Annotated in this window: 14 protein-coding genes; 9 read left to right on the plus strand and 5 right to left on the minus strand. The window is 76.2% G+C overall.

What is annotated here, in order from left to right:
- Nucleotides 1-31 precede the first annotated feature (31 nt).
- The 5 genes from JD79_RS14755 to JD79_RS14775 all read left to right on the plus strand — a co-directional run bounded on the left by JD79_RS14755 (nucleotide 32) and on the right by JD79_RS14775 (nucleotide 4,642).
- On the plus strand, nucleotides 32-1,003 hold the full coding sequence (locus JD79_RS14755) for a patatin-like phospholipase family protein (protein WP_245900111.1): 972 nt from the start codon (nucleotides 32-34) through the stop codon (nucleotides 1,001-1,003).
- A 60-nt stretch (nucleotides 1,004-1,063) separates the two neighbouring features.
- Nucleotides 1,064-1,768: a 3-oxoacyl-[acyl-carrier-protein] reductase gene (gene fabG / locus JD79_RS14760; RefSeq protein WP_110006133.1), complete on the plus strand. Its 705-nt coding sequence runs from the start codon at nucleotides 1,064-1,066 to the stop codon at nucleotides 1,766-1,768.
- Nucleotides 1,768-2,541 (plus strand): enoyl-ACP reductase FabI, encoded by a 774-nt coding sequence (fabI, locus tag JD79_RS14765; protein ID WP_110006134.1) that lies wholly within the window; start codon nucleotides 1,768-1,770, stop codon nucleotides 2,539-2,541. The genes fabG and fabI overlap by 1 nt, the downstream gene beginning before the upstream one ends.
- A 52-nt stretch (nucleotides 2,542-2,593) precedes the next feature.
- A complete protein-coding gene (locus tag JD79_RS14770; protein WP_110006135.1) occupies nucleotides 2,594-3,727 on the plus strand; it encodes a ferrochelatase in 1,134 nt (377 codons plus the stop codon).
- A gap of 63 nt (nucleotides 3,728-3,790) precedes the next feature.
- Nucleotides 3,791-4,642, plus strand: coding sequence for a class I SAM-dependent methyltransferase (locus tag JD79_RS14775; RefSeq protein WP_110006136.1), 852 nt, complete (start codon nucleotides 3,791-3,793; stop codon nucleotides 4,640-4,642).
- Here the strand turns inward: JD79_RS14775 and JD79_RS14780 are convergent.
- Both JD79_RS14780 and JD79_RS14785 read right to left on the minus strand, forming a co-directional pair.
- Nucleotides 4,639-5,283 (minus strand): hemerythrin domain-containing protein, encoded by a 645-nt coding sequence (locus tag JD79_RS14780; RefSeq protein WP_110006137.1) that lies wholly within the window; start codon nucleotides 5,281-5,283, stop codon nucleotides 4,639-4,641. The two genes, JD79_RS14775 and JD79_RS14780, sit on opposite strands and share 4 nt — an antisense overlap.
- A 55-nt stretch (nucleotides 5,284-5,338) precedes the next feature.
- Nucleotides 5,339-6,076 carry a hypothetical protein gene (locus JD79_RS14785; protein WP_110006138.1) on the minus strand — a complete coding sequence of 246 codons (738 nt, stop codon included), beginning with the start codon at nucleotides 6,074-6,076 and terminating at the stop codon, nucleotides 5,339-5,341.
- Nucleotides 6,077-6,171: 95 nt separating this feature from the next.
- Here JD79_RS14785 and JD79_RS14790 point away from each other — a divergent pair, with 95 nt between their 5' ends.
- Nucleotides 6,172-6,612, plus strand: a complete 441-nt coding sequence (locus JD79_RS14790; protein ID WP_110006139.1) for an NfeD family protein — start codon at nucleotides 6,172-6,174, stop codon at nucleotides 6,610-6,612.
- 77 nt (nucleotides 6,613-6,689) lie between these two features.
- The gene (locus JD79_RS14795) at nucleotides 6,690-7,853 is read left to right on the plus strand and encodes an SPFH domain-containing protein (RefSeq protein WP_110006140.1); all 1,164 of its coding nucleotides are present in this window, start codon (nucleotides 6,690-6,692) and stop codon (nucleotides 7,851-7,853) included.
- 43 nt (nucleotides 7,854-7,896) lie between these two features.
- Here JD79_RS14795 and JD79_RS14800 read toward each other — a convergent pair whose 3' ends face one another.
- Both JD79_RS14800 and JD79_RS14805 read right to left on the minus strand, forming a co-directional pair.
- Complete coding sequence (locus JD79_RS14800) at nucleotides 7,897-8,898, minus strand: RNA polymerase sigma factor SigF (RefSeq protein WP_110006141.1); 1,002 nt, start codon at nucleotides 8,896-8,898, stop codon at nucleotides 7,897-7,899.
- The gene (locus JD79_RS14805; RefSeq protein WP_110006142.1) at nucleotides 8,895-9,392 is read right to left on the minus strand and encodes an ATP-binding protein; all 498 of its coding nucleotides are present in this window, start codon (nucleotides 9,390-9,392) and stop codon (nucleotides 8,895-8,897) included. The genes JD79_RS14800 and JD79_RS14805 overlap by 4 nt, the downstream gene beginning before the upstream one ends.
- Nucleotides 9,393-9,632: 240 nt before the next feature.
- Here JD79_RS14805 and JD79_RS14810 point away from each other — a divergent pair, with 240 nt between their 5' ends.
- Nucleotides 9,633-11,492 (plus strand): SpoIIE family protein phosphatase, encoded by a 1,860-nt coding sequence (locus tag JD79_RS14810; RefSeq protein WP_110006143.1) that lies wholly within the window; start codon nucleotides 9,633-9,635, stop codon nucleotides 11,490-11,492.
- 71 nt (nucleotides 11,493-11,563) lie between these two features.
- The gene (locus tag JD79_RS14815) at nucleotides 11,564-12,574 is read left to right on the plus strand and encodes a DNA topoisomerase IB (protein ID WP_245900112.1); all 1,011 of its coding nucleotides are present in this window, start codon (nucleotides 11,564-11,566) and stop codon (nucleotides 12,572-12,574) included.
- 87 nt (nucleotides 12,575-12,661) lie between these two features.
- On the opposite strand, the gene JD79_RS14820 is transcribed toward JD79_RS14815, so the two are convergent.
- Nucleotides 12,662-13,060, minus strand: coding sequence for an STAS domain-containing protein (locus JD79_RS14820; protein ID WP_110006145.1), 399 nt, complete (start codon nucleotides 13,058-13,060; stop codon nucleotides 12,662-12,664).
- Nucleotides 13,061-13,146 lie beyond the last annotated feature (86 nt).

Below are 13,146 nucleotides of genomic sequence, written 5' to 3' on the forward strand. Positions count from 1 at the left end.
CCGGGCATGGCAGGCTCGGACCGTGGTCCGGGTGGGTCTGGTGCTGGGTGGGGGCGGCGTCGTCGGGCAGGCGTACCACGCCGGCGTGCTGGCGGTGCTGCAGCACGACACGGGGTTCGACGCCCGGACCGCCGACGTCGTCGTCGGCACCTCCGCGGGGTCGATCACCGGCACCCTGCTGCGGGCCGGCGTCTCCCCGGAGGACCTGGCGGCGTGGACGGTCAAGGCCCCGCTGTCCGGCGAGGGCGACGTCCTGGAGACGCTGGCCGCCACCGACGTCCCCGAGCTCGCCCCGTTCAAGCCGCTGTCGGTGTTCCGCCGGCCGATGCGGCTGCCCGGCCCGCCGCTGGTGGCGCGGGCGCTGGCCCGGCCGTGGCGGTTCCGCCCGCTGGCCGCCGGCATGACGCTGCTGGCCCCCGGCCGGCACGACATCGTGTCCCAGCTCGGCGCCCTCCGCGAGGTCGAGGGGCCCACCTGGCCCGAGCGCGACCTGTGGATCACGACGGTGCGCCGGCGGGACGGGCGCCGCGTCGTCTTCGGCCGGCCGGGGGCGCCGCCGGCGCCGGTCCACCTGGCCGTCGCCGCCTCGTGCGCCGTGCCGGGGTACTTCGCGCCGGTCCGGATCGGGCGGCACACCTACGTCGACGGCGGCGTGCACTCGGCCACCAACGCCGCCGTGCTGCGCAGCGCGGGCGTCGGCCTCGCCGTCGTCGTGGCCCCGATGAGCGGGTCGCCGGGCTGGCGTCAGGACTTCACGGCGGCGATGCGCCGCCACTCACAGCGGCAGATGGACCGGGAGGTCCGCGCGCTGCGGGCGGCCGGGATCCGCACCGTCACCTTCACGCCCGGTGCCGCCGAGCAGCAGGTCATGGGCGCGGACATGATGTCGCGCGACCGCGTCGAGGAGGTCCTGCAGCAGTCGTTCCTGCAGGCCGGTGTCCACGCCGCGACCCCCGAGGTGGCCGCGGTGCTGCGGGAGGCGGCCGACCGCGGCCAGGTGTGACCGGCGTCCAGCGACTAGGTTCGGCACCGGACGACGTCGCCGGGAGCCAGGGGGTCGAGCGTGGGCAGGTCGGTGCTGGTGACCGGCGGCAACCGGGGGATCGGGCTGGCCATCGCCCGCTCCTTCGCCGAGCAGGGTGACGCGGTGGCGGTCACGCACCGCGGCAGCGGCGCCCCCGAGGGGTTGTTCGGCGTGCAGTGCGACGTCACCGACGCCGACGCCGTCGACCGCGCGTTCACCGAGGTCGAGGAGCACCAGGGCCCGGTCGAGGTGCTGGTGAGCAACGCCGGCATCACCCGCGACGGGCTGCTCATGCGGATGAAGGAGGACGACTTCACCGACGTCCTCGACGCCAACCTCACCGCCGCCTACCGGGTCGCCCGGCGCGCGGCGCCGAAGATGGTCCGCGCGCGGAAGGGCCGCATGGTCTTCGTCAGCTCGGTCGTCGGGCTGCTCGGCTCGGCCGGCCAGACCAACTACGCGGCGAGCAAGGCCGGCCTGGTCGGGCTCGCCCGCTCGATCGCCCGCGAGCTCGGCAGCCGCAACGTCACCGCGAACGTCGTCGCGCCGGGGTTCGTGCGCACCGACATGACCGCGGAGCTGCCGGAGAAGCGGCAGCAGGAGATCCTCGGGCAGGTGCCGCTGGGCCGGTACGCCGAGGCAGACGAGATCGCCGCCGTCGTCCGCTTCCTGGCGAGCGACGCGGCCGGCTACGTCACCGGGGCGGTCGTCCCGGTCGACGGCGGACTGGGGATGGGGCACTGATGAGCGGGATCCTCGAGGGCAAGAAGGTCCTCGTCACCGGCGTGCTGACCGAGGCGTCGATCGCCTTCGCCACCGCGCGGATCGCCCAGGAGCAGGGCGCCACCGTCGTCCTGTCCAACTTCGGGCGGGCGCTGTCGCTGTGCCAGCGGATCGCCAAGCGGCTGCCGCAGGAGGCGCCGGTCGTCGAGCTCGACGTCACCGACACCGAGCACCTGGCCACGCTGGCCGACCGGCTGCGCGAGCACGTCGGCGACTCCCTCGACGGCGTCGTCCACTCCATCGGCTTCGCGCCGCAGGAGGCGATGGGGGAGGGCTTCCCCGAGGTCGCCTGGGAGCACGCGGCGACGGCGTTCCAGGTGTCGTCCTGGTCCTACGCCTCGCTCGCCCAGGCCTGCCGGCCGCTGCTGGCCAACCCGTCCTCGGTCGTCGGGCTGACCTTCGACGCCTCCGTCGCCTGGCCGGTCTACGGCTGGATGGGCGCGGCCAAGGCCGCCCTGGAGTCCGTCAGCCGCTACGTGGCCCGCGAGCTCGGCCCCGAGGGCGTGCGGTCCAACATCGTCGCGGCCGGGCCGCTGCGCAGCATGGCGATGAAGTCGATCCCCGGCAGCGCCCAGTTCGAGGAGGCCTGGGAGGGCCGCGCCCCGCTGGGCTGGTCGGTCACCGACACCGAGCCCGCCGGCAAGGCCGTCGTCGCCCTGCTGTCGGACTGGTTCCCCGCCACCACCGGCGAGATCGTGCACGTCGACGGCGGCTTCCACGCCGTGGGCGTCTGACGGCCGTCGGCGTGACCGCATCCGTTCCCGCACCACCCCGAGAAGAGAGTCCGTGCCCCGCGCCACCGTCGACCTGAACCCCGGCCAGCGTCCCGACGAGGACCCGTCGCTGGCCGTCCGCAACAACGGGGGGACGCCGCCGGCCGCGGTCCCCGCCCCGGCCGGCCGCCGCGAGGCGCTGCTGGTGCTCTCCTTCGGCGGCCCCCGCGGGCACGACGACGTCATGCCGTTCCTCGAGAACGTCACCCGCGGCCGCGGTGTCCCGCGCGAGCGGCTGCTCGACGTCGCCGAGCACTACCACCACTTCGGCGGCGTGAGCCCGATCAACGAGCAGAACGAGGCGCTGGTCGCCGCGATCGGGGCCGACCTCGCCGCGCACGGGATCGACCTGCCGGTCTACTGGGGCAACCGCAACTGGGACCCCTACGTCGAGGACGTCTGGCAGCAGATGGCCGACGACGGCATCGAGCACGTCTACGTGCTGGCCACCTCCGCCTACGCCTCCTACTCCGGCTGCCGGCAGTACCACGAGGACGTCGCGCGGGCCCGGATCGCCGTGTCGTCGCCCGGCCGCCCGGGGGGCCCGACGGCGGAGAAGCTGCCGCACTACTTCGACACCCCCGGCTTCGTGCGGGCCAACGCCGACGCCCTCGCCGCCGCGCTCGCCCGGCTGCCCGAGGAGCACCGCGCCACCGCCCGCCTCGTCGCCACGGCGCACTCCATCCCCGACGCCATGGCCGCCGTCGCCGGGCCCGACGGGCACGCCTACGAGACCGAGCTCATGGCCGCGGCGCGGGCCGTCGTCGACGCCGTCGAGCCGGGGCGGGAGTTCGACCTGGTCTGGCAGAGCCGCAGCGGCCCGCCGTCGGTGCCGTGGCTGGAGCCCGACGTCAACGACCACCTGCGCGCGCTGTCCGGGAACGGGGAGACGGCGGTCGTGGTGTTCCCGATCGGGTTCGTCAGCGACCACCTGGAGGTGGTCTGGGACCTCGACAACGAGGCCGAGGAGACCGCCGCCGAGCTCGGGCTCGTCTTCGTCCGCGCCGGGACGGCGGGCACCCACCCGGCGTTCGTGGCGATGGTCCGCGAGCTGCTGCAGGAGCGCCGCGCGGGCGCGGAGCCGCGCCTGGGCACCGCCTGCCCGGCGGCCTGCTGCTTCGTGCAGCGCCCCGCCGCACCCCGTTGACCCGCCGCGGTCCACGCGAGTAGACCCTCGGGTCATCGGGGGCCGGACGAGGGACGGTGGACCGTGCTCGCTCCCGTCGACGTGGACCCCGGCAACGCCGGGCAGCTCGGCGCCTGGGACGGCGCCCAGGGCGCCTTCTGGGCGGCGCAGGCCGACCGCTTCGACCGGGCGGTGGCCCGCTACGACGCCCCGTTCCTGGCCGCCGCCGGCCTGCGCCCCGACGACCGCGTCCTCGACGTCGGCTGCGGCACCGGCCGGAGCACGCGCGACGCCGCCCGGGTCGCGGTCCGCGGGTCGGCCCTCGGCGTGGACCTGTCCGCGGCGATGCTCGAGGTCGCCCGGCGGCGCGCGGCCGACGAGGGCCTGGCCCACGTCCGCTTCGAGCAGGCCGACGCCCAGGTCGCACACTTCCCGCCCGAGGGGTTCGACGTCGCCGTCAGCCGCACCGGCGCGATGTTCTTCGCCGACCCGGTCGCCGCGCTGGCCAACGTGGGCCGGGCTCTGGTGCCCGGCGGCCGGCTGGTCCTGCTGGTGTGGCAGGCGCTCGAGGACAACGAGTGGATGACCGAGATCCTGGGAGCCCTCGCCGCCGGGCGCCCGCTGCCGGCACCGCCCCCGGGCGCGCCGGGCCCGTTCTCCCTGGCCGACCCCGCGCGGATCCGGGCGGTGCTCACCGCCGCGGGTCACCGTCAGGTGGAGGTCGAGGGTCGGGCCGAGCCGGAGTGGTTCGGCGCCGACCCCGACGACGCCCTGACGTTCGTGCTCGGCCTGGCCGGCTGGATGCTCGACGGCCTCGACGACGACGCCCGGGCCCGCGCGGTGGCCGACCTGCGGCGCCGGCTCGAGGCGCACGCCGGCCCGGACGGGGTCGAGTTCGGCTCCGCCGCCTGGCTGGTCACCGCGCGCCGCGGCTAGCTGCGGACCCGCTCCCGCCACACCGGCGCGACGTCGCGGGTGTAGCGGCGGCCGAAGACGCGGGCGAGCACGACGGTCACCGGCGCCGGCACGGTGCCCCGCAGCGCCGCCCGGTCGTCCTCGCTGATCCCGTCGGTGAGCCAGGCGAAGAACGAGCCGGCGTCGCCGGGGGAGCGGTGGCGCAGCTTGCCGGTCACCGCCTTCCACTCGGCGCTGCCCTCGTGCTGCCGCAGCAGCGGCTCGAGGGCGTCCTCCTCGTGGTCGAGGTGCGCGCCCACCACCTCCCGGGTGCGCTCCACGCTGGCCCGGGCGGCCGCCGCGTCGTCGGCCGAGCCGGTCCGGGCGAGCGTGCCGAGGGCGTCGGCGGTGCCGGCGAGCGCGGCCGACATCGCGGCGTGCTCGTCCTCCATCTCGCCGAGCAGGTCCCGGCCCACGCCGGTGGCCTCGAGGAAGGGCCACACGTGGGCGTCCTCGCCCTCGTGGTGGTGGGTGAGCTCGCGGTGGAGGTTGGCGAAGGCCCGCTCGAGCTCGCGGCCGCGGTCCCGGTCGCCGTCGCGCCACGGGTGGAGGGCGGCGGACAGCCGGGCGAGGTCGCGGCGCACGGCGTTGTGGATCAGGCCGTTCATGGTCGGCGCTGTCATGCCGCGGGACCGTAGCCCCGGCGGTCCCCCGGCGGGGAGCCCGACGGCGCGGCGGCTACCGCGGGACGGCGTTGCAGGCGGCGACGGTCGCCTCGCGGACGGCGGTGGCCAGCGGGCGCAGCGCCTCGTCGCGGGCGGCGGCCTGGGAGTGGGTGACCGCGCCGCCGGGGGCGTCGGTGAGCGCCAGGTCGAGGACGCGCGCCAGCCGCTGCGCCCGGGCGAGCACCGACAGCGCCAGCGGGTCGGTGTCCGGCGGCAGGCCCGGCGCGCGGGCGCTGCCGAGCCCGGCCAGCAGCGCCGGCACCTCGGGGTTCCAGCGGGCGAGGTCCAGCGCAGCGAGGGTGCGCGCGGCGTCGCCGACGGCGAGGTCCAGCGCCCCGGACACCTGGCGCAGCGAGCCCTCGACCGGCGGCGGCGCGGGCGGCAGCCCGGTGAGGTCGACCGCCGTCCACGCGGTCACCTCGGGGCCGAGGTCCTCGGGCACCAGCGCGACGGCGTCGCCGACCGCCGCCTGCCCCGCCTCCAGCGCCAGCGCGGCCAGGCCCGGCGCCCGCGGCAGCCCGCGGACGTCGCCCGGTACCGGGAGCACGAGCCGCAGCCGCCGCTCGCCCAGGCCACGCAGCGCGGTCAGCGCCCACCCGAGGGGAACGGCGTCGGAGGTGCCGGGCAGGCCCGTCACGCGGTGCGCGCGGTCGTCGGTCAGCGCGTCGAGCGCGGCGTCGTAGGAGGTGCGGCCGGACAGCCACGCGGTGGCCCAGACGGCGAACCGGCCGGCGGAGAGGTCGTGGAGCACCTCGCGAGGCTACGTCGAGCGGGCACGTCGGGCGGCCGGGGCGAACGGGTCCGCCGAGCCCCCGGCGCGGGGCCGTCGTCTGGGAGACTGGCGGCATGGCAGCGTGGGTGGTCTGGCTGGTCGCCTCCGGCCTGTTCGTCGCCGGCGAGCTGGCCAGCCTCGACCTGGTGCTGCTCATGTTCGCCGGCGGGGCGCTCGGCGGGGCGGTCGTGGCGCTCCTGGGGGGCTCGTTCGCCTTCCAGGTGGTGGCCTTCATCGCCGTCTCGGTGTTCCTCGTGGCCAGCGTGCGGCCCGCGGCGAAGGCGCACCTGGAGAACCGGACGCCGCGGCACGTCGACGGCGTGCAGGCGCTCATCGGCCGGACCGCCACGGTGACCCGCGAGGTCGGCCGGTCCGGTGGCCGCATCCGGGTGGGCGCCGACGAGTGGACCGCGCGCACCGACTACGGCGACAGCAGCTTCGCGGTCGGCAGCACGGTGCGCATCCTCCAGGTCGACGGCGCCACCGCCGTCGTCGGCGAGGCCCTCGAGCTCTGAACGCCGCGCCGGGGACGTGACCGCGGCGGCGTCCGGGTGGAGGATCACCAGCGGGACCCGAGCCGAGGAGCGCCACCGTGACACCTGCCCTGATCGCGCTCGTCGTCGTCGCCCTGCTGGTGGTGGTCGTCGTCGCGCGGAGCGTGACGATCGTGCCGCAGGCCCAGGCCAAGGTGGTGGAGCGGCTCGGTCGTTACAGCCGCACCCTCTCGCCGGGCCTGTCGCTGCTGGTGCCCTTCATCGACCGGGTGCGCGCGAGCGTCGACCTCCGCGAGCAGGTCATCTCGTTCCCGCCGCAGCCGGTGATCACCGCCGACAACCTGCAGGTCGGCATCGACACCGTCGTCTACTTCCAGGTCACCGACCCGCGGCTGGCCGTCTACGGCATCGCGAACTACATCACCGGCATGGAGCAGCTGACCACGACGACGCTGCGCAACGTCGTCGGCGGGCTCAACCTCGAGCAGTCGCTCACCGGGCGCGACGGCATCAACAGCCAGCTGCGCGAGGTCCTCGACGGCACCACCGGGCCGTGGGGCCTGCGGGTGGCGCGGGTGGAGATCAAGGCGATCGAGCCGCCGCCGTCGATCCGCGACTCGATGGAGAAGCAGCTGCGCGCCGACCGCGACAAGCGCGCCACCATCCTCACCGCCGAGGGCCAGCGGCAGGCCGCGATCACCTCGGCCGAGGGGCAGAAGGCCTCGGCGATCCTCTCGGCCGAGGGCCGCAAGCAGGCGGCGATCCTCGAGGCGGAGGCCGAGCGGCAGAGCCGCATCCTGCGCGCCGAGGGCGAGCGCGCGGCCCTGTTCCTCCAGGCGCAGGGGCAGGCCAAGTCGATCGAGACGGTGTTCCAGGCGATCCACGACGGCCGGCCCGACCAGGGGCTGCTGGCCTACCAGTACCTGCAGACGCTGCCGAAGATCGCGCAGGGCGACGCCAACAAGATGTGGATCGTCCCCAGCGAGTTCAGCAAGGCCCTCGAGGGGCTCGGCCGGCTCGGCGGGGCCGACGGCGAGCGGTCCTTCCTCGACGTCCCGGCCCCGGCCGACGCCGCGGCGCCGGCCGCCGGGATCGACACCAGCGGCTGGTTCGAGTCCCAGCTGCCCCCGGCGGCCGAGCAGCCCGAGGCGAAGATCGAGCTGCGCAGCATCACCGACGACGAGCCGGCGCTGCCGCTCGCCCCGCCGCTGCCCCAGGTGACCGCCGAGCTGCAGCAGCAGAACGGCCAGCCGCCGGCCTGACCGGCGGCCGCGGGCCGGCCCGTGCGGCGCGACCCGGGACCGCTCAGTCCTTGAGCAGGCCCTCGCGGAGCTTGGCCAGCGTCTGGCTGAGCAGCCGGGACACGTGCATCTGGGAGATGCCGATGTCGGCGGCGATCTGCGACTGGGTCATGTTCCCGAAGAACCGCAGGATGAGGATGCGGCGCTCGCGGGCCGGGATGGTGGCCAGCAGCGGCTGCAGCGACTCGCGGTACTCCACGCCCTCCAGCGCCGCGTCCTCCTCGCCGAGGGTGGCCGCCAGCGTCGGGGAGTCGTCCTCGCCGGAGAGCCGCTCGTCGAGCGAGCTGCTGCGGTAGGCGTTGGCCACCGCCAGGCCCTCGAGGACCTCCTCGCGCGGGATGCCCAGGTGCTCGGCCAGCTCCGACGGCGTCGGCGCGCGGCCGTTCTTCTGCGCCAGCTCACCGACCGCGGCGTTCAGCGACAGGTGCAGCTCCTGCAGCCGCCGCGGCACCCGCACCGACCAGCCCTGGTCGCGGAAGTGACGCTTGATCTCCCCGGTGATCGTGGGGACGGCGAAGGAGAGGAACTCCACGCCGCGGTTCGGGTCGAACCGGTCGATCGCGGCGATCAGCCCGAGCGTGCCGACCTGCAGCAGGTCGTCGAACGGCTCGCCGCGGTTGCTGAACCGCCGGGCGAAGTGCCGGACGAGGGGCAGGTGCTCCTCGACGAGGACCTCGCGCAGCCGCTCGCGCCGCGGGTCGTCCTTCGCCAGCGTCGCCAGCTCGGCGAACAGCGGTGCGGTCCGCTCCGCGCGGCGCCGGTTGTCCGAGACCGGCGGGGTGTCCGGGGTGGGAGCCGTCCCCTCCGCCGGGGTCTCCTCGGCGTCGGACTCCTCGTCCGCCGCGTCCTCGGGCTCGGTGTCCTCGGGCTCGGTGTCCTCGGTGTCCGCGTCCACCTCGTCCGTCTCCACCGCGTCGTCGGCGCCCGGGGCAGGGGCGGGCCGGGACGGTTCGTCGTGCAGGGCGTCCTCCTCGACGGCCCGGGAGCCGGCTGCCGCCGGTGTCACGGGGCCACCGAGAGGTCGCTGCCCGCGGAGCCGACGAGCTGCTCCGGCCGGTGGCCGGGCAGGTACTTGTCCATGGAGATGACGGCGACCGCGCTGTCGGTGCCGTCGCCGGCGGGGACGTCGCGCTGGGTGGCGGGCCGGCCGTCGACGTTGTCGGCGAGGGTCGCCAGCACCGCCCAGCCGAAGCCGTCGCGGGGGACCTCGGTGCCCGGGGCGGTGGGGACCCAGGCGTCGATGTGCAGACCCGCGCGGGTGGTGCCGAAGACGACCGTCAGCGGCGCGTCGCCCAGGGCGATCGCCGCGAGCGTCGCGCAGGCCTCGTCCACGGCCAGGCGCAGGTCCTCGACCGAGTCGAGGTCGTAGTCCATGCGGATCGCCAGGTCACCGGCCATCGCCCGCACCGCGGGGAGCTGGGTCGGCGTGGTGGGCACGCGCAGTTCCAGTCGTTCGGCGCGCCGCCCGTCCTGGGCGAGGGCACCCCTCGTGTCCGCCATCGGTCGTCCGCTCCTCATCCGTCCGGCCGCGGCGCGGTCCCCGGGGGGTCCGGACCGCGGCGCCCGACGACCCATCCTGCCCGTCGTCCGCTCCGCGCCGCGCACGGGGGCGGGTCCGCGGGGGCGGGCCGTGCACCAGCACGCCTCGCTACCCGCTGCGCCGGGCCAGCCAAACCGCGCTCGCGGGTGTCGTCACCCGCGGTTGCCGGGGTCGGGGCCCTGTGGTCTGTTGGTCCCCGGATGAACGCCAGCCAGGGCAGCCTGCCACCGGGGCCCCGTCCCGCCGAGGACGAGGGCCCCGCGGCACTGGTCGCCGCGCTCGAGGAGGCCCCCTCGGCCCTGTGGTTCGTGGCCGGTCCGGACGCGCACACCGTGTGGGCCAACGCCCGTGCCCGCGCCCTCGGGCCCACCCCGCACGACCTGCCCGTCGTCGGCGGCCGGCCGGTGGCCGACGTCGTCGCGCAGGTGCTGCGCACCGGCCGCCCCGAGGTGCTCTCCGGCGTCCTGGCCGCGGACGGCCCGTCGGTCACCGTGGCCGTGCGGCCGCTGGCCTCCGGCAGCGACCCGGGCGCGGTGCTGGTCTTCGAGAGCGGGGAGGACGAGTACGCCGCCCGGGGCGCCGACGCCGGCGGCACCGGGGACGTGGTCGGGGAGGCGCAGCACTCGCTCCTGCCGCCGTCCCTCCCGCTGCTGCCCGACGTCCGGCTGTCGGGCAGCTACCACCCGGCCAGCTCCGGCCGCGCCGCCGGCGGTGACTGGTACGACGCCGTACCGCTGGGCCACGGCCGGCTGGCGCTGGTCATCGGCGACGCCGTCGGCCACGGCGTGCCGGCCGCCGGCGCGATGAGCCGGCTGCGCGGGGCGGTGCGCTCGAGCGCGCTGCGCGACCCCGCCCCGGCCGCGGTGATGGCCGCCCTCGACGACTTCGCCGTCCAGATGGAGGACGTGCAGGGCGCCTCGGTCTTCTACGTGGTCCTCGACGCGGCCACCGGGAGCCTGACCTACGCCACGGCCGGCCACCCGTCGCCGCTGCTGGTGCGGGCCGACGGCGGGACCGCCTACCTGCCGGTCACCGCCCGGCCCCCGCTCGGGACGGTGCGCGGCGCGGCGACGCCGGTGGCCACCGCCCGGCTCGAGCCCGGCGCCACCCTCGTCCTCTACTCCGACGGGGCGGTCACCGCCTCCGGCCCTCCGCCGTCCGCGGGCCTGGGCCGGCTCACCGCCGTCGCGCGCGACACCCTCGCCGACCCCGAGGCGCTCGACGGCGAGGCCGTGGCCGGGCTGGCCGCCGCGATCGCCGGCCGCCTGCTCACCGAGGCGGGCCGCCCCGACGACGTCGCCGTCCTCGTCGCGCACCGCCGCGCGCGGTCGGTGGAGCCGTTGCGGCTGGACCTCCTCGCGGTGCCTCCGTCGCTGCCGGCGGTGCGCCGCCGCCTGGGCGCCTGGCTCACCGCGCTGGGAATGGGCGAGCAGGACCGCGTCGGCGTGATGGTCGCGGTGGGGGAGGCCTGCGCCAACGCCGCGGAGCACGCCTACCGCGACACCGAGCCCGGGCCCATGCAGGTCACCGCCGCGGTCGACGTCGACGGCGTCCTCACCGTGACCGTGCACGACGAGGGCACCTGGCGCCCGCCGGACCGCGACCCCGGCGACCGCGGCCGCGGGCTGCTGATCATGCGCCAGCTCGTCGACGGCATGGTCGTGCGCGGCGAGCACGGCACGACGGTCACGCTGCGCACCCGGCTGCGGCAGACGCCCGACGCGGAGCCCGAGCACCCGGTGGGCGGCACGGGCGCGACCGTCGTCGTCGACCGCGACGGCGGCAGCCCGGTGGTGCGCGCCGGCGGGGACGTGGACATGGTCGCCGCCGAGCAGCTGCGCATCCGGCTGCTCGAGGCCAGCCACGGCGGCACCGTCCGGGTGGAGCTCGACCTCACCGCGGTCACGCTGTTCAGCAGCGCGGCGGTGCGGGTGGTGCTCGCCGTCGCCGCGATCGCCGAGGCCGAGGGCTGGCGGCTGGTGGTGCACGCGCCCGACGGCGGCGTCACCCGGCACATCCTCGAGGTCAGCGGCCTGCAGCGGCTCGTCGAGCTGCGCTGAGCCGACGCCCCGGGGACGGGGGCACCCGCCCGATCCGTTTACCGGGCCCGTCCGGTGCCCATCCACGGTGCGTGAGACTCCGGCGCAGCAACGTGCACGGGCCCGGCTGGACCCGGCGCCGGGCCGGTCGCGGCTTCTCCTACCGTGACGAGACCGGCCAGCTGATCAGGGACGCCGACCGGCTGGACCGGATCCGGTCGATCGCGATCCCGCCGGCCTGGCAGGACGTGTGGATCTGCCCGTGGCCCAACGGCCACATCCAGGCCACCGGCCTCGACGCCGCCGGCCGCCGCCAGTACCGCTACCACGACGCCTGGCGGGCCCGGCGCGACGCGGAGAAGCACGAGCGGGTGCTCGCCATCGCCTCCGAGCTGCCCGAGGTCCGCGAGCAGGTGGCCGCCGCGCTGCGCACCCGCGGGCTCAACCGCGAGCGGGTGCTCGCCTGCGCCCTGCGGCTGCTGGACCTGGGCACCTTCCGGATCGGCAGCGAGGAGTACGCCGAGGAGAACGGCACCTACGGCCTGGCCACCCTGCGCCGTGAGCACGTCACGGTGCGCGGCGAGCGGACGTTCTTCCGGTACACCGCCAAGGGCGGCATCGAGCGGGAGGTCGAGATCACCGACCGGCCGACGGCGACCGTCGTCCGGCACCTGCTCGAGCGCCCCGACGACGCCGGGGACGAGCTGCTGGCCTACCAGCTCGACGACGGCACCTGGCACGACGTGACCAGCGACGAGATCAACGCCTACCTCAAGGAGGTCAGCGGCGCGGAGATCACCGCCAAGGACTTCCGGACGTGGAACGCCACGGTGATGATGGCCGCCGCGCTCGCCGAGCAGCCGCCGCCGCGCAGCCGCACCGCGCGGAACAAGACGATCCGGGCGGCCTACGTGCGGGTGTCCGAGCAGCTCGGCAACACCCCGGCGGTGTGCAAGGCCAGCTACGTGGACCCGCGGGTGGTCGACCGCTACGAGCACGGCGAGACCGTGGCGGAGGCGCTGGCCGACGTCGCCACGGCCGAGGACGACCGCGAGGCGCAGAAGGTGCTCGAGCAGGCGGTGTGCAGGCTCCTGTCCGCCTAGGTCGGCCCGCCTGCAGGGGGGAACGGGGCCCGCACAGCGACGAGGCCCCGCCGGAGCGGGGCCTCGTCGGTAGTGGTGGTGCGGGGGTCAGCGAGCGCTGCCGTCCACGATCGTGAACAGGTCGATCAGGCCGGTGACCTCCAGCGGGCGGGTGACCGCCCGGGTGGTGGCGACCAGGCGCAGCTCGACGTCGCGGGACTTCGCCGACTTCTGGGTCTCGACCAGCACGGCGAGGCCGGCGGAGCCCAGGAACTGGACGCCGGACAGGTCGATGACCAGCTCACGGGGCTGCTGCTCGAGCTGGGTGTCCAGCGAGGAGCGCAGCACCGGGGCGGTGAAGGTGTCGACCTCGCCGACGACCGTCACCGTGACCGCGCCGTCCTCACCGGTGGAGGTCGAGAGCGTGATCACGTCGTCGAAGGGTGCCTCCGTGCCCTCGGTGGACACGTCGTGCTGCCCCCCGGCGGGCAGGTCGGATGCGGTCACGGACGCAGCTCCTCTCAGTGGCCACGCCGAGTGGAGCGGCCACCGGTCAATCTACCGCCGTGCGCGCCGGGGGTGTCTGGCCCCCG

This window comes from Geodermatophilus normandii, from assembly GCF_003182485.1.
GTDB classification, from domain to species: Bacteria; Actinomycetota; Actinomycetes; order Mycobacteriales; family Geodermatophilaceae; genus Geodermatophilus; species Geodermatophilus normandii.